This is a genomic window from Pseudomonas sp. c313, assembly GCF_055407145.1.
On record NZ_JBUZRD010000001.1, the window covers coordinates 847,600 to 863,264 of the forward strand.

The 15,665-nt window shown below is 58.4% G+C and carries 19 protein-coding genes and 1 pseudogene; 3 read left to right on the forward strand and 17 right to left on the reverse strand.

From position 1 onward, the window contains the following. Positions 1-48: 48 nt before the first annotated feature. The 9 genes and pseudogenes from ACZRKZ_RS04180 to ACZRKZ_RS04220 form a co-directional block, all read right to left on the reverse strand. The gene (locus ACZRKZ_RS04180; RefSeq protein ID WP_149411525.1) at positions 49-834 is read right to left on the reverse strand and encodes an outer membrane protein OmpK; all 786 of its coding nucleotides are present in this window, start codon (positions 832-834) and stop codon (positions 49-51) included. Further along, positions 831-1,226: a hypothetical protein gene (locus ACZRKZ_RS04185; RefSeq protein ID WP_463969748.1), complete on the reverse strand. Its 396-nt coding sequence runs from the start codon at positions 1,224-1,226 to the stop codon at positions 831-833. Before ACZRKZ_RS04185 ends, ACZRKZ_RS04180 begins: the two co-directional genes overlap by 4 nt. A gap of 59 nt (positions 1,227-1,285) precedes the next feature. Next, on the reverse strand, positions 1,286-2,641 hold the full coding sequence (locus tag ACZRKZ_RS04190) for a nucleobase:cation symporter-2 family protein (protein ID WP_463980779.1): 1,356 nt from the start codon (positions 2,639-2,641) through the stop codon (positions 1,286-1,288). 188 nt (positions 2,642-2,829) lie between these two features. Further along, positions 2,830-4,128: a urate hydroxylase PuuD gene (locus ACZRKZ_RS04195; protein WP_463980780.1), complete on the reverse strand. Its 1,299-nt coding sequence runs from the start codon at positions 4,126-4,128 to the stop codon at positions 2,830-2,832. A 51-nt stretch (positions 4,129-4,179) separates the two neighbouring features. Continuing rightward, entirely contained in the window at positions 4,180-4,683 is a 504-nt protein-coding gene (locus tag ACZRKZ_RS04200) for an ureidoglycolate lyase (protein ID WP_463980781.1), read from the reverse strand. A 160-nt stretch (positions 4,684-4,843) separates the two neighbouring features. Continuing rightward, positions 4,844-5,839 (reverse strand): allantoicase, encoded by a 996-nt coding sequence (gene alc, locus ACZRKZ_RS04205; RefSeq protein WP_463980782.1) that lies wholly within the window; start codon positions 5,837-5,839, stop codon positions 4,844-4,846. A gap of 76 nt (positions 5,840-5,915) precedes the next feature. Next, a complete protein-coding gene (gene uraD, locus ACZRKZ_RS04210) occupies positions 5,916-6,431 on the reverse strand; it encodes a 2-oxo-4-hydroxy-4-carboxy-5-ureidoimidazoline decarboxylase (protein ID WP_463980783.1) in 516 nt (171 codons plus the stop codon). After that, a complete protein-coding gene (gene puuE / locus ACZRKZ_RS04215; protein ID WP_133098973.1) occupies positions 6,428-7,354 on the reverse strand; it encodes an allantoinase PuuE in 927 nt (308 codons plus the stop codon). The genes uraD and puuE overlap by 4 nt, the downstream gene beginning before the upstream one ends. A gap of 207 nt (positions 7,355-7,561) precedes the next feature. Continuing rightward, positions 7,562-7,651, reverse strand: a pseudogene (locus tag ACZRKZ_RS04220) (outer membrane lipoprotein carrier protein LolA); the annotation flags it as partial. Between the two features lie 174 nt (positions 7,652-7,825). Here ACZRKZ_RS04220 and uraH point away from each other — a divergent pair. Next, positions 7,826-8,179: a hydroxyisourate hydrolase gene (uraH, locus tag ACZRKZ_RS04225; RefSeq protein WP_463980784.1), complete on the forward strand. Its 354-nt coding sequence runs from the start codon at positions 7,826-7,828 to the stop codon at positions 8,177-8,179. A gap of 70 nt (positions 8,180-8,249) precedes the next feature. On the opposite strand, the gene ACZRKZ_RS04230 is transcribed toward uraH, so the two are convergent. The 3 genes from ACZRKZ_RS04230 to ACZRKZ_RS04240 form a co-directional block, all read right to left on the reverse strand. Then, on the reverse strand, positions 8,250-8,876 hold the full coding sequence (locus tag ACZRKZ_RS04230) for a LysE family translocator (RefSeq protein ID WP_463980785.1): 627 nt from the start codon (positions 8,874-8,876) through the stop codon (positions 8,250-8,252). Positions 8,877-8,939: 63 nt separating this feature from the next. Next, positions 8,940-10,298, reverse strand: a complete 1,359-nt coding sequence (locus ACZRKZ_RS04235) for an NCS2 family permease (RefSeq protein WP_463980786.1) — start codon at positions 10,296-10,298, stop codon at positions 8,940-8,942. Positions 10,299-10,495: 197 nt separating this feature from the next. Beyond that, on the reverse strand, positions 10,496-10,930 hold the full coding sequence (locus ACZRKZ_RS04240) for a MarR family winged helix-turn-helix transcriptional regulator (protein ID WP_463969756.1): 435 nt from the start codon (positions 10,928-10,930) through the stop codon (positions 10,496-10,498). 82 nt (positions 10,931-11,012) lie between these two features. Between ACZRKZ_RS04240 and ACZRKZ_RS04245 the strand changes: the two genes are divergently transcribed. Then, positions 11,013-12,179: an aminotransferase-like domain-containing protein gene (locus ACZRKZ_RS04245; protein ID WP_463980787.1), complete on the forward strand. Its 1,167-nt coding sequence runs from the start codon at positions 11,013-11,015 to the stop codon at positions 12,177-12,179. A gap of 10 nt (positions 12,180-12,189) precedes the next feature. Further along, on the forward strand, positions 12,190-12,792 hold the full coding sequence (locus tag ACZRKZ_RS04250; RefSeq protein WP_463969758.1) for a glutathione S-transferase family protein: 603 nt from the start codon (positions 12,190-12,192) through the stop codon (positions 12,790-12,792). 29 nt (positions 12,793-12,821) lie between these two features. Here the strand turns inward: ACZRKZ_RS04250 and ACZRKZ_RS04255 are convergent, their stop codons facing one another. The 5 genes from ACZRKZ_RS04255 to ACZRKZ_RS04275 form a co-directional block, all read right to left on the reverse strand. Continuing rightward, positions 12,822-13,193 (reverse strand): glutathione S-transferase N-terminal domain-containing protein, encoded by a 372-nt coding sequence (locus ACZRKZ_RS04255; RefSeq protein WP_463969759.1) that lies wholly within the window; start codon positions 13,191-13,193, stop codon positions 12,822-12,824. 104 nt (positions 13,194-13,297) lie between these two features. Then, entirely contained in the window at positions 13,298-13,843 is a 546-nt protein-coding gene (gene folE, locus ACZRKZ_RS04260; RefSeq protein WP_003204506.1) for a GTP cyclohydrolase I FolE, read from the reverse strand. 78 nt (positions 13,844-13,921) lie between these two features. Then, on the reverse strand, positions 13,922-14,479 hold the full coding sequence (locus ACZRKZ_RS04265; RefSeq protein WP_463969760.1) for a Smr/MutS family protein: 558 nt from the start codon (positions 14,477-14,479) through the stop codon (positions 13,922-13,924). Between the two features lie 77 nt (positions 14,480-14,556). Next, positions 14,557-14,877: a hypothetical protein gene (locus ACZRKZ_RS04270; protein WP_133098960.1), complete on the reverse strand. Its 321-nt coding sequence runs from the start codon at positions 14,875-14,877 to the stop codon at positions 14,557-14,559. A 139-nt stretch (positions 14,878-15,016) separates the two neighbouring features. After that, positions 15,017-15,607, reverse strand: coding sequence for a cysteine hydrolase family protein (locus ACZRKZ_RS04275; protein ID WP_463980788.1), 591 nt, complete (start codon positions 15,605-15,607; stop codon positions 15,017-15,019). Positions 15,608-15,665 lie beyond the last annotated feature (58 nt).

Here is a 15,665-nt window from a genome sequence, read left to right on the forward strand (position 1 = left end):
TAGGAGCGAGCAAGCTCGCTCCTACAGTGGGGTAAAGCGGGATTATGTTTAGAAGTGATACTTGACCAACAGACTCGCCGTGTCCTGATTGGTCTCGAACGCGCCTGAATCCTGGATTCCGTACTTGTTCTTCCAGTAGTCGTATTCAACACCGACATACAGCTGCTTTTCGCCCCAGCTCATCGCCTTGCCCAGGTCATATTTGATCTGCGGGTTGATGTGCAGGTTGGCGTGGTAAGTGCCGCGGGCGTTTTTGTCGTTGTCCACGACCCAGTCGATAAAGCCGTCGATCAGCACGTTGGAATTGCCCACCGGGATGGTGTAGGCCCATGCCGGGGTGATCTGCCAGATGCCGTCACCCGGGCGATTGCCTTCGGTCTGGCGCTGGTAGAAGTTCAACTGGAAGTAGTCGAAACCAGGGATCGCCAGGTCGAAACCTGGGCCCAACAAGTAGGACTCGTTGTCGCCTTCGCCGAACTCGTAAGTAAACGCCAACAGCACATCCTTGATCGGCCCGAATGACAGGTCGGTGTCGAAAATCTTGCCAAACGACAGGCGTGGGCTGAACTCGCCGTAGTAAGTGCTGGGGCCGACGTTGCCGTCTTCCTTGCCGTTATAAAAAATACGGTCGAGGAAGAAGAAGTTGTCGCCGTACTTCCAGGCATCGGCATGCTCGAAAGTGACGGTTTGCTGGATCTGCGGGTTAACGGTGAAGTTTTTGCCCCACAGATAGGTCAGGCTGTTGTTCTGCCACTGCAGCAGATCGCCAGCAAGTGCCTGGCCCCCGGCCAGCAGGGACCCTGCCAGCATCAGGCTATTGACGGTACGTTTCATTCGGTTGCTCCCGAGTTAAAGTTTTGTGTTTTTTTTCTAGGCAAAACGCTCTGGTTTGGCGTTTTTTTGGGTGCTGCAAAAATCGTCTGTTCGGTCAGCTTTAATGCTTTTAGCAAGAGCTGCGCCAAGGTGTTTAAAAAGCCAATAAAACCCCGTCGGCTGCGATAAACGCAGTCGAATTCAGAGGTTTTTTGCACGCTTTGGCTGCGGACATGGGGCCGGGATAAGTTGGCCTTGTAGTCAGCTTTTACATTTGCTGTTTTTTTTTGAGTTGACTTGAGCAGGCGCGGAGAATACTGGCTACCGTGCCTTGGCTCAAGTGCGCCGTTACAGAGCGCGTGGGGCGAGAATAGGGCACGGCGTGAGGCCGGCCCTGGGTGAATGGCGTGCATGGTCTTGCTCCCTGATCGTTCTTATTGTTGTTGTGACGCCGGGTGAGCTGTTTTCTAAATCAATGCTGGTGGACATGTTCAGAGGCCGCAGCCCGTTCGGCTCCGCCCAGGATGTTGAACAACAGGTTCAGCGACAACGCACTGATGGTGGCCATGGCGATGCCACTGTGGGTAATCGGGCTCATCCACAGCGGCAATTGCGCGAAGAACTCCGGACGCACCACCGGAATCAAGCCCATGCCGATGCTCACGGCTACCAGCAACTGGTTGCGACGGTCGGCGATGTCGGCTTCCTGGAGAATTTTGATCCCGGTGGCCGCCACCATGCCGAACATGGCGATGGATGCACCACCGAGTACGGCAGGTGGAATCGATGCCACCAGGTACGCCGCCTTTGGCAATAGACTGAGGACGATCAAAAAGCCCCCGGCGACGATCGTCACCGAACGGCAGCGCACACCGGTCATCTGCACCAGGCCGATGTTTTGCGCGAAAGAGGAGTGGGTAAAGGTGTTGAAGAACCCGGCAAAAAACGATGCGCCGGCATCACACAGCAGTCCGCGCCGCAGCATCTTTGGCGTGACTTCCTGGTCGGTGATCTTGCCCAGGGCGAGGAACATCCCGGTGGACTCAACGAAGATAATCACCACCACCAGGCACATTGACAGGATTGGCGCCAACTCGAATTTCGGCATGCCGAAATGCAGCGGCGTCACCACTTGCAGCCACGGCGCCTGGGCCATGCCGCTGAGGTCGACCATGCCAATCATCCCGCACAGCCCGTAACCCACGGCCATGCCGATCAGCACCGAGATATTGACCCAAAACCCGTGCATGAAACGGTTGATCAGCAGGATGGTGACCAGCACCAACGCGGCAATCGCCAGGTAAATCGGCGAGCCGAATTGCACCGCAGCAGCACCGCCACCGGCCCAGTTCACAGCGACCGGAAACAGGGATAAGCCGATGGCTGTGATGACTGTGCCCGTCACCAGAGGAGGGAAGAAACGCACCACCTTGGACATGAACGGCGCAATCACCATGCCGAAGAACCCGGCGGCGATCGTCGCGCCGAAGATCCCTTGCAGGCCGATGCCGGGCATGCCGGCCATGGCCACCATGCTGCCGACGGCGGCGAAACTGGCGCCCATCATCACGGGCATGCGGATGCCCACCGGGCCGATGCCGAACGACTGGACCATGGTGGCGATGCCTGCCACCAGCAGGTCGGCGTTGATCAGAAAAGCGATTTCTTCACGACTCAAGCCCGCGGCTTGTCCGATGATCAAGGGCACTGCCACCGCGCCGCCGTACATCAGAAGGACGTGTTGCAGGCCTACTAGGATCAGTTGCAACAGGGGTAGCCGCACCATGGCGGGTGCGGCAGGAATCTGCGGTTCGGCTAACTCGGACATGCAACACCTCGGATCTTTTTTATTTTTGTGTTGTTCGGTATTCAATTGCCATTGGAGCTGTTCGCGACCTCTGTAGGAGCGAGCTTGCTCGCGAAAAACTCAAGGGCACCGCGTTCATTCAGGATGGGCGCGTTATCGTTGACGATCTTCGCGAGCAAGCTCGCTTCTACAGTGGATGGTGCACATAGCTAGTTAGCGTGGGCTCCTTGATTGATCCAGGTGCCAATCAAATCCCGTTCCTGCTGGGTCATCTGGGTAATGTTGCCCAGCGGCATGATCTGGCTCGCCACCGCCTGTGCCTGAATCCGTGCCGCTTGTTGCTGGATCTGCTGCGGCGTATCAAACATCACCCCGCCTGGTGCAGCGCTGAACAGCGGGCTGGTGGGCTTGGCTGAATGGCACACGGCGCAACGTTCTTGAATCACGCTGTGCACCTTGCCGAAGTCCGTCGAAGCCTGGGCCGGTGCTGGATCAGCAGCGGGTGCAGGTGCTGCGGGTGCTGCGGGTTTGGCGCCGCCGCCCACTGCGGTTTCCGGCAATGGTTGGTATTGGATGGTGGTCGCAGCCTTGGCCACGTCCGGAGCAGTCGCCACCGGCTTGGGGCCGGTGACATAGGCCAGGCAAATCATCGCCAGGGCGCCGACCGGCAGGGTCCAGGCGTATTTCTGGCTGTTATGGCGGGTGTTGAAGTAGTGGCGCACCAATACCGCCGCCACCGCGATCCCGGCCAGGATCAGCCAGTTGTATTGGCTGCCATAGGTGCTCGGGAAGTGGTTGCTGATCATGATGAACAGCACCGGCAAGGTGAAGTAGTTGTTGTGCCGTGAACGCAGCAAACCCTTGGCCGGCAGCGACGGATCAGGGGTGCGGTTTTGCGCGATCGCCGCCACCAGCGCCCGTTGGGCCGGCATGATGATGCGGAACACGTTACCGACCATGATGGTGCCAATGATGGCGCCGACATGCAGGTACGCACCGCGACCGCTGAACACTTTGCTGAAGCCGTAGGCCGCGCCGATCAACAGCACGAACAGGATGAAACCGAGCAGGGCAGGGCGCTTGCCCAGGGCCGAGTCGCAAAGAAAGGAGTAGATGAACCAGCCCGCGAACAGTGAGCCAATGCCCAGCAATACGCCTTCGCTACCGCTGAGACTGCTGCCGGGGGCAAGCAGGTACAGCGTCGGGTTGAGGTAGAACACCACGCACAGCAAGGCTACGCCTGACATCCAGGTGAAGTAGGCCTCCCATTTGAACCAGTGCAGGTTGTCCGGCATGGTCGGCGGGGCCAGTTTGTATTTTTCCAGGTGATAGATGCCACCACCATGGATCGCCCACAAGTCGCCGGACAGGCCGTCCTTGGGGTTGACGCGGTTCAGGTTGTTTTCCAGCCAGACGAAGTAGAACGAAGCGCCGATCCAGGCGACGCCAGTGATCATGTGAACCCAGCGCACGCTAAGGTTCAGCCATTCCATCAAATGTGCTTCCACAGTCTTTACCTCTCGCTTGTCACCCTTGTTGTCAGGTGATCAGGCCTTCTCTTATTGGTGGGGGGCAAGGATCAACTGCTCATCCTCTTTGAAAAAATGCTCATCGCAGTTATTGCCTGTGCCACTGCGATCAACCACCAGGAAGTCATCCCGCTTTTCGATCGTCAGCACCGGGTGGTGCCAGACGCCGCGATGGTAATTAATGCCCTGCCTGCCGTTGGTGACGAAGGCGCGGACCAAGCCTGATACAGGTTCATCGCCAAGTGGCGCGACCACGATCAGAAAGGGATTGCCGAGCATCGGTATGAAAGCCTGGCTGCCCAGCGGATGTCGCTCCAGCATGCACACGGTCAGCGGCATGTCCTGCGCATCGGCGCGGAAGATGCTGATGATCGCCTTGTCCTCAGGCGTGGCCGTTTCTACGTCGGCCAGCCGGTGGAAACGCATGGTCGAACCGTTGTTGATCATGAAGTGATCGCTGCCGTCGGTTTCGATGACGTCTCCGAAAGGGGCGAAGGCTTCTTTGGTCAGGGGTTCGATCATCAGTGTGCGCATGTCTGTCTCTTAATCTGTTTGGTTGTTGATGGATCTTTGTAGGAGCAAGCTTGCTCGCGAAGGTCGTCAACGATAACGCGTGTATCCTGAATGAACGCGGTGTCCTTGAGTTTTTCGCGAGCAAGAACTAGGCGTCCCCCTCGCTCCTACAGACTCAGCATTACTTCGCGACCTTGCCAAGAATCCGCAAGCGGCTCACGCCACCATCCGGGAACACATTCAGACGAATGTGAGTGATTGGGCCCAGTGCCTTGATCTGCTCGGCGAAGCTGTGTTCGGCATGCATTTCCAGTTTCTGCGCCGGCAGCAGTTCGCGCCAGAACAGCGATTGGGTTTCGATCTGGCTGTCGGTGCCGCCCTTGACGAACGCGCCCTGGATCGAGCAAGTGTCCGGGTAGTTGCCTTTGAAGTGCAGGGTGTCGACGACGATTTTTTCGATCTCTCCCGGATGGCCCAACGCGACGATCACCCAGTCATTGCCAGGTGTGCGACGACGAGCGGTTTCCCAGCCGTCGCCCATGTTGATGCCACGGCCTGGGTTGAGGATGTTGCTCATGCGGCCGAAGTGTTCATCGGAGCATGCCAGGGCGCGACCGCCATTAAGTGCGGCAGCCAGGTCAACCTGTTCGTTGTCGCCCACAGCGGACCAGTCGCGAAACGGAATACCGTACACACGCAGACGTGCCACGCCGCCATCCGGGTAGATATTGAAGCGCAGGTGGCTGAACGCCTGGTCGTTGCTGATCTCGTGGAAGTGATGGCTGTTGCCCTGCAACTCAACAGCCGACAGCACTTCAACCCACTGGGTGTTTGCATCCGGCTCGCCGGAGGCCAGGAAGCACGCTTCCAGCGAGGCCGACGGCGGGTAGTTGCCGGTGAAGAATGAAGTGTCGATGTCCACACCTTTGATCGAACCCGGCACGCCCAGGCGGATCACCGCGCTGTCGTAGCCTTCGAAGCGCTTGCGGCGTGACTCCCAGCCGTCCATCCACTTGCCGTTGTCATCGAAAACGCCCTCCTTCCACACGGCCGGGGTCGGTTGGAACAGACGGTTGGCGTCAGCGAACCAGTCATCGGTCACCGAGATGATCTTGGTGCCCAAACGGGCGTCGGCCAGGTTGACGAACTTCTCGAAAGGTACGGCGTAAGATTTCATTCTTCTTGTCTGCCTTAAATTAAGTGGCTTGGGATGCTCGCCAGGCCCTGGGCGCTGATCGCTCGGGCCAGGTCTGCTAAAGGGTCAGTAATCGGAACAACGCGATCTTGTTGATCTCGGCCAGCGCGCACTTGAACTCGGTGTCTGTCGAGTTGTGGATGCGGGTTTCGAATGCCGCGAGGATCTGATGCCGGTTGCTGCCTTTTACCGCCATGATGAAGGGAAACTTGAACTTGGCCTTGTAGGCGTCGTTCAGCTCGGTGAAGCGAGAAAACTCGTTGCTCGAGCATTGGTGAATACCCGCGCCTGCCTGTTCTCCAGTGCTGGCCGCGGTAAGCTGGCCCTGGACGGCAGCTTTGCCGGCCAGGTCCGGGTGAGCGTTGATCAGGGCCAGTTGGCTTTCGTGATCAGCGCTCAACAGGATGTCGCTCATGCGCTGGTGCAGGGTTTCGATCTCATCGATCGATGCGTCCTGGCCCAGGTCGAAGACCTTTTCGGCCACCCATGGCGAATGTTCGTAGATGTCGGCGAAGGCGGCGACAAACTCATCGCGGCTCAGGGTCGAGGGTTTCAAGGTCTGGAAGGTGCTCATTTGGCCGCCCCCTGAAAAGGATGGGTTTGGTGCCAGTGGCGGGCAATGTCCACACGGCGGGTGAACCACACCTGCTCATGGCCTTTGGCGTATTCGATAAAACGCTTGAGGGCGGCCAGGCGTGCCGGGCGGCCGATCAGGCGGCAATGCAGGCCGATGGAGAGCATTTTTGGTGCTTCGCTACCTTCGGCGTACAGCACATCGAAGGCGTCCTTGAGGTATTCGAAAAAGTCATCGCCCTTGTTGAAACCCTGGACCTGGGTGAAGCGCATGTCATTGGTGTCCAGGGTGTAGGGGATCACCAGGTGCGGCTTGCCGGTCGGGTTGTTGGGTTCCCAGTAGGGCAGGTCGTCGTCATAGGTGTCGCAGTCGTAGAGGAAACCGCCTTCCTCCATCACTAGCCGCCGGGTGTTGGGGCCGGTGCGCCCGGTGTACCAGCCCAGTGGGCGCTCGCCGGTCAGTTCGGTGAGGATGCGGATAGCTTCGAGCATGTGCTCGCGCTCCTGGGCCTCGTCCATGTGCTGGTAGTCGATCCAGCGATAGCCGTGGCTGCAGATCTCGTGGCCTGCGGCGACCATGGCGCGGATCACATCCGGATGGCGTTGGGCGGCCATGGCCACGGCGAAGATGGTCAGCGGGATATCGAATTCTTTAAAGAGTTTGAGGATGCGCCACACGCCGGCCCGGCTGCCGTATTCGTAGAGCGACTCCATGCTCATGTTGCGCTCGCCTTGCAGCGGTTGCGCCGAGACCATTTCCGAGAGGAAAGCTTCCGACTCTTTGTCGCCATGCAAGATATTGCGCTCGCCGCCTTCTTCGTAGTTGAGTACGAACGACAGGGCGATACGGGCCTTGCCCGGCCAGTGAGGGTGAGGAGGGTTACTGCCGTAACCGATCAGGTCGCGTGGATAGTCAGCGCTCACTGCAGTCTTCCTTCTTGTTCGTGGTAGCAATGGTGTGGCGGCCGGGCAGCGAAAAGACTGAGTGGCGTCACAGCGATGAGTGATTGTATACAACTTATCGCCAACTTTGTAAGCCTGAATTTCTGCATTTTTTCCGAACGGCCTACCTTGCACGGTATTGCAATAAATCTGCCTGACTGGTCAGCTAAATCAAAATAAACACTCGTCCACTGTAGGAGCGAGCTTGCTCGCGAAAAGTCTGAGAGCGCCACGGTAAACCGAATGCGCTACGTCATCGTTGACGATTTTCGCGAGCAAGAACTAGGCGTCCCCCTCGCTCCTACAGAAACGATGTCCACATCATAAAATTGGTCTGTTGAATTTATTGTGTACAATTTTTTTAGAAAGTGTCTTAATTAGGCATCGCCGGCTTATTTCATGCCCTGAAAAGGTGCGGCTTTTTTCTCACCAACTTCGGAAGGCTCGCGACCCATGGGACGACTGACCACACATGTATTGGACGCCGCACATGGCTGCCCCGGCAGCGCCATCAAGGTTGAACTGTACCGCGTCGAAGGCACGCAACTGGAGTTGGTGGCCAGCACGCAGACCAACAACGACGGCCGTTGCGATGCACCGCTGCTGCAAGGTGACGACTACCGCAGTGGCATCTATCAGTTGCAGTTCAGCGCCGGTGATTACTACCGCGCCCGTGGTGTGCACTTACCTGAACCGGCCTTTCTTGACGTGGTGGTACTGCGTTTCGGTGTCAGCGCCGAACAGGACCATTACCACGTGCCCTTGCTGATTTCGCCTTACAGCTACTCGACCTATCGCGGTAGCTGAGTCGTCACCTCGCTTCATACCCCACGCTCTTCGTTGGTTTCGCCCGCTCACACTGCGGGCTTTTTTTTGGCTAGCGGCTCAATAATGAGGCCGCCCCTGCGCCACTGAATAACCCCGCGCTGATCCGGTTGAACCAGCTCTGGCCCTTGCCACTGCGCAAATACCGCGCCGCGCCATGGGCACCCAGGCCGTAGGCCAATTTGCACAGCAGATCCAGGACAGTCCAGGTGGCAATCATGATTAGCAACTGCGGTAGAAACGATTGCTGGCTACTGAGGAACTGCGGCAAAAAGGCGGCAAAAAACAAGATGTCCTTGGGGTTGCTCGCACCTAGCACAAAGGCTCGGCTGAACAGGGCGCGAAAGCGTGGAGTCGGCGCGGTTTCAGGCACTTCGGCGCCATGGGCCGGTTGGCGTGATTGCTGCCAGCTCTGCCAGGCGAGGTAGAACAGGTACAGCGCGCCGACAATTTTCAGGGCGCTGAACAGTTGCTCCGAGGCCAGCAACAAGGCGCCCAGGCCCAGGGCCGAAGCGCTCAGCAGGCAGATCGAGGCAAACACTCCGCCGAGAAACGCTGGGTACGAACGGCGCAGGCCGTAGTTCAAGCTGTTGCTGATCATCAACAACGACAGTGGGCCTGGGATTAGAATCACCACCAGCGCAGCGCCGCTGAACAGCAGCCAGGTTTCCAGACTCATTGCATTCCTCCATTCGTACAAAAGCCCCACCCGACGGGGTGAGGCGGGATCACGCGTGCAGGCCTACAGGAACGCAAATTTGGCGATGAAAATCGCGCAAAGAACCCACAGGCTGACGGAAATTTCCTTGTGTTTACCGGTACCGGCCTTAAGCACCACGTAGGTGATAAAGCCCAGGGCGATGCCGTCGGCAACGGAAAAGGTCAGGGGCATCATGATCGCCGTGACAATTGCCGGAATGCTGTCAGTAGCGTCGTCCCAGTTGATGTGAGCCATGCCGCTCATCATCAGCATCGCCACATAGATCAAGGCACCAGCGGTGGCGTAAGCGGGAATCATGCCAGCCAACGGAGCAAAAAACATCGCCGCGATAAACAGCACGCCCACGGTCACCGCCGTCAGCCCGGTGCGCCCACCGGCTGCCACGCCCGCCGCGCTTTCCACGTAGCTGGTCACCGGCGGTACGCCGACCATGGCGCCGAACACGCTGGAGGCACTGTCGGCTTTCAGGGCGCGTGATAGGTTTTCGATCTTGCCGTCCGCATTCACCAGGCCTGCCCGCTGTGCGACGCCCATCAGCGTACCGGCGGTGTCGAACATGTGTACAAACAGAAAGGCGAATACCACGCTGATCATGCTGACATTGAAGACACCCATCACATCCATCGCCATCCAGGTCGGCGCCAGGCTCGGTGGGGCGGCGACAATACCTTTATATTGCACCAGGTCCAGGCCCCAGCCGGCGAGCGTCACGGCGATGATGCTGATCAGGATCGCGCCGAACACACGGTGATAGCTGAGCACCGCGATCAACAGAAAGCAGATGGCCGCCAGCAGTGGGGCAGGTTCATGCAGGGAGCCAAGCTTGATCAGGGTGGCCGGGCTCTCGACGATGATGCCAGCGGTTTTCAGGCCGATGACGCCGAGAAACAGGCCCACCCCTGCGCCCATGGCGTGACGCAGGCTCACCGGGATGCTGTTGAGCAGCCATTCACGGATGCGCGACAGGGTCAGGATCATGAACAACACGCCGGAGATGAACACTGCTCCCAGCGCGGTTTCCCAGGTGTAGCCCATGGTGCCGACCACGGTGTAGGTGAAAAATGCATTCAGGCCCATGCCTGGCGCCAGGCCCACCGGCCAGTTGGCGTATAGGCCCATCAACAGGCAACCCAGGGCAGCGGCGATACAGGTGGCGACGAACGCCGCACCGTGATCGATGCCTGCGTCGGCCATAATGTTGGGGTTGACGAAAATGATGTAGGCCATGGTGATGAAGGTCGTGAGGCCGGCGATCAGCTCGGTCTTCACTGTGGTGCCATGCAAGCTGAGTTTGAACAGGCGTTCCAGCCAGCCGTGCTTCGTGGAAGAGAGGTGCGGCGAGGCGAGGTTCAGCGGGGCTTCGGATTTGCGGCTTTCCACAGCGAGTACTCCTCAAGAGTTTTATTGTTATTTCCAGCGCCGGACACATGAGTGGGCAGCGGCGCTTTGAGGTACGTCAGGCTTGCGGGTTTTGTTGACCATTAGGTCAGGAACTCGCACGAAGCGAATTATGCTTTTGTATACAAATAAAGCAAATAATGTTTTATATTTTTTGTGCGAAAGAGATGAAAGGCAATTCAGGATTGGCCGCCCAGCGCCTTGTTCACCGCCAACCAGCCATTCACCGCCGTCTCCCCGGCGTCGGCAAACGCCCGCTGCAACAGCTTCACCTGTTCGCGGCGCAAGGATTGTTCGAAACGCAATCCTTCCTCGGTCAATTCCAATAGGCGCTTACGCTTGTCGGTCTCGCAGGCGACGCTGTTCACCAGGTGCATTTCCTGCAATTGGCGTAGCGGTATGTTTAACGCTTGCTTGCTCACGCCGAGCAATTGCAGCAGTTCTTTCACGCTCAAGGCTGGGTAACGGGCGATAAAAAACACCACGCGCTGGTGCACGCGGCTCAAGCCCCGGCGTTCGAGCATTTCATCGGCCTTGGCGGTAAAGGCCTGGTAGCCGAAGAAAAATGCTTCCATGGCCGCTTGCTGGGTGGTCTGGTTTTTAAGGTCAAGCATATTGACGTATCTACCCGAGTCATCGTAATTTCGGTCAACCAGTTTGACGTATTTTTCCCTGGCTTTGCTACCGGTGACCTCTATGGCTTTCTCCGAACGTGTCTCGCGCCTTAAAAGTTCCTTGATCCGTGAAATCCTCGCGGCGGCCCAGCGGCCGGAGGTGATGTCCTTTGCTGGTGGCCTGCCGGCCGAAGCTATGCTGCCCAAGCTTGATTGGGAAGACATGCCGCTGAGTATCGGCCAGTACGGCATGAGTGAAGGCGAGCCGCAGTTGCGTGAACTGCTGGCTGCCGAGGCGCGGGCGTTGGGTGTGCAGTGCGAAGCCAGCCAGGTGTTGGTGGTCAGTGGCTCCCAGCAAACCCTGGACCTGGCGGCCAAGCTGTATATCGACCGAGGCACGAAAGTCCTCCTGGAAGGGCCGACCTACCTGGCGGCGTTGCAGATTTTCCAACTGTTCGGCGCCGATTGTCTGACGGTGCAGCTTGAGGCCGATGGCCCGGATCTGGCGGCCCTGCGCAACAGTCTTGAACTGCACCGCCCTGCATTCATCTACCTGATCCCGACCTTCCAGAATCCGTCGGCGGTGCGCTACAGCGAAGCCAAGCGCGACGCGGTGGCGGCGTTGCTCGATGAATTCGGCGTGACACTGATCGAAGACGAACCCTATCGTGAACTGACCTTCGACGGCGGCAGCGCCCGGCCGATTGTCAGCCGTTTGAAGAAAGCCAGTTGGGTCTACACTGGGACCGTGTCCAAGACCTTGCTGCCAGGTCTGCGCGTCGGTTACCTGATCGCCAGCCCCGACCTTTTCCCCCATCTGCTCAAGCTCAAGCAGTCGGCGGACCTGCACACCAATCGTGTCGGCCAATGGCAGGCGATGCAGTGGATTGGCACTGAAAAGTACCGGCAACATCTGGTTGAACTGCGCAGTTTCTATCGGGTTCGCCGCGACGCATTCCAGGTGGCGCTGGAGCGGCATTTCGCTGAATTGGCCGACTGGCAGGTGCCCCAAGGCGGATTATTCTTCTGGCTGACCTTGAAACAGCCGCTCGACACCCGCACTTTATTGGATCAAGCGCTCAATCAGGACGTCGCGTTCATGCCCGGTGAACCGTTCTTTTCAGAGCCGGACCAGCATCACGGTCATTTGCGGCTCAATTTCAGCCACATTGACCCGCAGCGCCTGGACGAAGGTCTCAAGCGTCTCGCTGCGGTGGTCCGCCAAGCACAGCTCGCGCAAGCGGCATAAGGGGAGCCCCATGTACAAGGTTTATGGCGATTACCGTTCGGGCAACTGCTACAAGGTCAAATTGATGCTCAACCTGCTGGGTATTCCGTACCAGTGGGTGGACGTGGATATCTTGAAAGGCGACACCCAGACCGCCGAGTTCCTGGCAAAGAACCCCAACGGCAAGATCCCGGTGCTGGAACTGGAAGACGGCACTTGCCTGTGGGAATCCAACGCGATCCTCAACTTCCTGGCCGACGGCAGCGAATTCCTGCCAACCGAACCGCGCTTGCGTACGCAAGTGCTGCAGTGGCAGTTTTTCGAGCAGTACAGTCATGAACCGTACATTGCAGTAGCGCGGTTTATCCAGTCTTACCTGGGGCTGCCGGAAGATCGCCTGGAGGAATACAAGACCACCCATAAAGGCGGCTACAAGGCCTTGAAGGTCATGGAAAGGCAGCTGCAAGCCACGCCGTACCTGGTGGGCGATCAGTATTCCATTGCCGATATTGCCCTGTATGCCTACACCCATGTCGCTCATGAAGGTGGTTTTGACTTGAGCCCTTATCCGAGCGTGCAGGCCTGGCTGAAACGAGTGGCCAGCCATCCGAAACATGTGGCGATGCTGGACTGATCGCGAGCCACTGTAGGAACAGCAGGGTTTCAGGCCGCCGTAAACCGCTTGTCCAGGTAATCGATGATCACCTTGGAGTCATACATCCAGGTGGTCTGGCCGTTCTCTTCAATGCGCAGGCACGGCACTTTGATCTTGCCACCCTGTTCCAGCAGCGTCTGGCGATCCTGTTCATTGTTCTTCGCGTCTTTCAATGCTACTGGCACGTTCAGGCGGTGCAAGGTACGGCGGGTCTTCACGCAGAACGGGCAGGCGTGGAACTGATACAGGGTCAGGGCCTTGGCCGACTGGTCGACCACCGCCTGGGCATTGGCCGGGCGCTGTTGTTTGCGCGGGCGGGTGATGAAGTCGACAAAGATGATGACTTGGCCGAGGCCTATTCGAAGCGCTTTGACTAACACGGTTAAAAACCTCTTGCCCATGAACGAAGGGGCGGCAGCTTACCTGATTTTCGATAGGCGAAAAAAAACCGGCGATGAATGCCGGTTTTCTTTTGTGCAGCCTGTTATTTGATCAGGCTGAGAAACTCGCTACGGGTCGCCGCGTTTTCGCGGAACTCACCCAGCATCACCGACGTGATCATCGACGAATTCTGTTTCTCCACACCGCGCATCATCATGCACATGTGCTTGGCCTCGATCACCACGGCCACACCCAGGGCACCGGTCACCTGCTGAACGGCATCGGCGATCTGGCGGCTGAGGTTTTCCTGGATCTGCAGGCGGCGGGCGTACATGTCGACGATACGCGCGACCTTCGACAGCCCCAGTACTTTGCCGCTGGGGATATAGGCGACGTGGGCCTTGCCGATGAACGGCAGCAAGTGGTGTTCGCACAACGAGTACAACTCGATGTCTTTGACCAGCACCATTTCACTGTTGTCGGAGCTGAACAAGGCACCGTTGGTGACTTCTTCCAGAGTCTGTTCATAACCGCGGCAAAGGTACTGCATCGCCTTGGCGGCACGTTTTGGCGTGTCGAGCAGGCCCTCGCGGGAGACGTCCTCGCCGAGTTGGCCGAGGATCGCGGTGTAATTCTGTTCCAGGGACATGAAACTACCTGTGGGATTTTCGCAAAGTGCAAGGGTACGGTGGCCGACACATCGCTGCAAGCCTGACGATGGTACTTGTTACTCGTCGCGCCCTTCCATCATCGTGCGCTTGAGCATCACATACACCGCGCCAGCACCGCCGTGGCGCGGCTGGCAGGAGGTAAAGCCGAGCACCTGGGAATGCTGGCGCAACCAGGTGTTGACGTGGCTCTTGATCATCGGGCGCTTCCCATCCAGGCGCACAGCCTTGCCGTGGGTGACGCGCACGCAGCGGATTTCGAATTTAGTGGCTTCGGCAAGGAAGGCCCAGAGGGTTTCACGCGCCTTTTCCACGGTCATGCCGTGCAGGTCGAGGCTACCCTCGAACGGAATCTGGCCAACCTTGAGCTTGCGCATCTGGCTTTCCTGGACGCCGTCGCGGACCCACATCAGCTCATCTTCGGGGCCGACGTCGATGACGAACTGATCAGACAGGCCGTCCACCGTGGTGGCGTCAGTACGCACCGTGGCCGCTTGGCGCAGCTTGGCGATCTGCGCACGGTCGGCCTTGGGTTTGCCGGTTTCAGCGCGCTCGTGCTTGATGGGCTTGATGCCTTGAGTCGCGCTTTTGAACAGGGAAAAATCGTCGTCTTGCATGTCAGCCTCCGCGAAGGGCGGGCAGTTTACCCAAATCGAGGCGCCAGAGGCGGGACAAAACGCTATCAGTGTTTTTTTTAGTCGTGTTTTTTCATCAAGTGCGAGGCGATGCTCAGCTCCAGCGGCTGACGCATGCGCCGCCGGCAACGGCGCCACAACCACACGCCAAACCACAGGATCAACAGGCCAATCACCAGCACTACGGCAGAACCGCCCGGGCTGGCATTCAGCTCGCCAAGAGCCGGTGAGTGTCCCAACAGACTTGCGGCCCCGGCCATCGCCAGCAACACGCCCAACATCGCCAAAAGCGCGGCAAAGCCAGCGCCCAGACGCAGACGCCAGTTGCTCGGGCCCTTGGGGCGCAAGCGACGAGCATCAAAACCATCGGATATCTTCATTCCGACCTTTCCTCAAGGGTATCGGCCCTTCGACCGGAAGATGGACAGGTTGTTCCGGGTACAGAGGCAATTGCAGAAAATGAGAGGTTTTTGCGGATGAGCGGGGCCGCAATGGCTGCACCGCTCATCGATAGGTCGATCAGATCAGATCTTTGGTCAAGGCGAGTGTGGCGAAGTTGTCGGCCATGATGGCCATCTCGGTTTGCTGCACATGCTCGGCGCTGAGGATGCCGCCCTTGTAAGGCAGGTCGCGGGTGGCGCAGGCATCTTCCACCAGGGTGCAGCGAAAGCCCAGGTTCTTCGCTGCGCGCACGGTGGTGCTGACACTGGAGTGGCTCATGAAGCCGCAGACGATCAGGTCCAGGGAGCCGAGGTCCTGCAGGCGCTTTTCCAGGGCTGTGCCATGGAAGGCGCTGGGTAGCAGCTTGCCGATGATGGTTTCGTCACCTTCAGGCTCAAGCCCCGGGATGAATTCACCGCGTTCGCCCTGTGGGTCGAACAGACCGCCCACAGTGCCCAAGTGGCGCACATGGACAATCGGACGCCCGGCGTTGCGTGCCGCAGCCGTCAGTTGTTTGATGTTTTCGACAGCTGCCTCCATGCCCGACAGGGCAAGGGGGCCGCTCAAATATTCTTTCTGGGCATCGATGATCACAAGGGTCGCGTGGCTCAAGTTGGCCGGTGCGTAACCACGACCGCTGAGTTGAAACATCGTCTTTGGAACGGACATTCTGGGGCTCCTGTGAGTGGGGCTTTTGCGACATTGTCCTCTGGCTGAGCGCTTCTGT

Coding starts and splice junctions, on each gene's coding strand:
- uraD (WP_463980783.1), bottom strand. CDS start 6,431: ATGAGCACCTTCCAGACCTTGAAACCCTCGACCCTGAGCCGCGATGAG.
- ACZRKZ_RS04240 (WP_463969756.1), bottom strand. CDS start 10,930: ATGCTTGACCTTAAAAACCAGACCACCCAGCAAGCGGCCATGGAAGCA.
- ACZRKZ_RS04200 (WP_463980781.1), bottom strand. CDS start 4,683: ATGCGCACACTGATGATCGAACCCCTGACCAAAGAAGCCTTCGCCCCT.
- ACZRKZ_RS04275 (WP_463980788.1), bottom strand. CDS start 15,607: ATGTCCGTTCCAAAGACGATGTTTCAACTCAGCGGTCGTGGTTACGCA.
- folE (WP_003204506.1), bottom strand. CDS start 13,843: ATGTCCCTGGAACAGAATTACACCGCGATCCTCGGCCAACTCGGCGAG.
- ACZRKZ_RS04265 (WP_463969760.1), bottom strand. CDS start 14,479: ATGCAAGACGACGATTTTTCCCTGTTCAAAAGCGCGACTCAAGGCATC.
- ACZRKZ_RS04185 (WP_463969748.1), bottom strand. CDS start 1,226: ATGCACGCCATTCACCCAGGGCCGGCCTCACGCCGTGCCCTATTCTCG.
- ACZRKZ_RS04245 (WP_463980787.1), top strand. CDS start 11,013: ATGGCTTTCTCCGAACGTGTCTCGCGCCTTAAAAGTTCCTTGATCCGT.
- ACZRKZ_RS04180 (WP_149411525.1), bottom strand. CDS start 834: ATGAAACGTACCGTCAATAGCCTGATGCTGGCAGGGTCCCTGCTGGCC.
- ACZRKZ_RS04250 (WP_463969758.1), top strand. CDS start 12,190: ATGTACAAGGTTTATGGCGATTACCGTTCGGGCAACTGCTACAAGGTC.
- ACZRKZ_RS04230 (WP_463980785.1), bottom strand. CDS start 8,876: ATGAGTCTGGAAACCTGGCTGCTGTTCAGCGGCGCTGCGCTGGTGGTG.
- ACZRKZ_RS04190 (WP_463980779.1), bottom strand. CDS start 2,641: ATGTCCGAGTTAGCCGAACCGCAGATTCCTGCCGCACCCGCCATGGTG.
- alc (WP_463980782.1), bottom strand. CDS start 5,839: ATGAAATCTTACGCCGTACCTTTCGAGAAGTTCGTCAACCTGGCCGAC.
- ACZRKZ_RS04270 (WP_133098960.1), bottom strand. CDS start 14,877: ATGAAGATATCCGATGGTTTTGATGCTCGTCGCTTGCGCCCCAAGGGC.
- uraH (WP_463980784.1), top strand. CDS start 7,826: ATGGGACGACTGACCACACATGTATTGGACGCCGCACATGGCTGCCCC.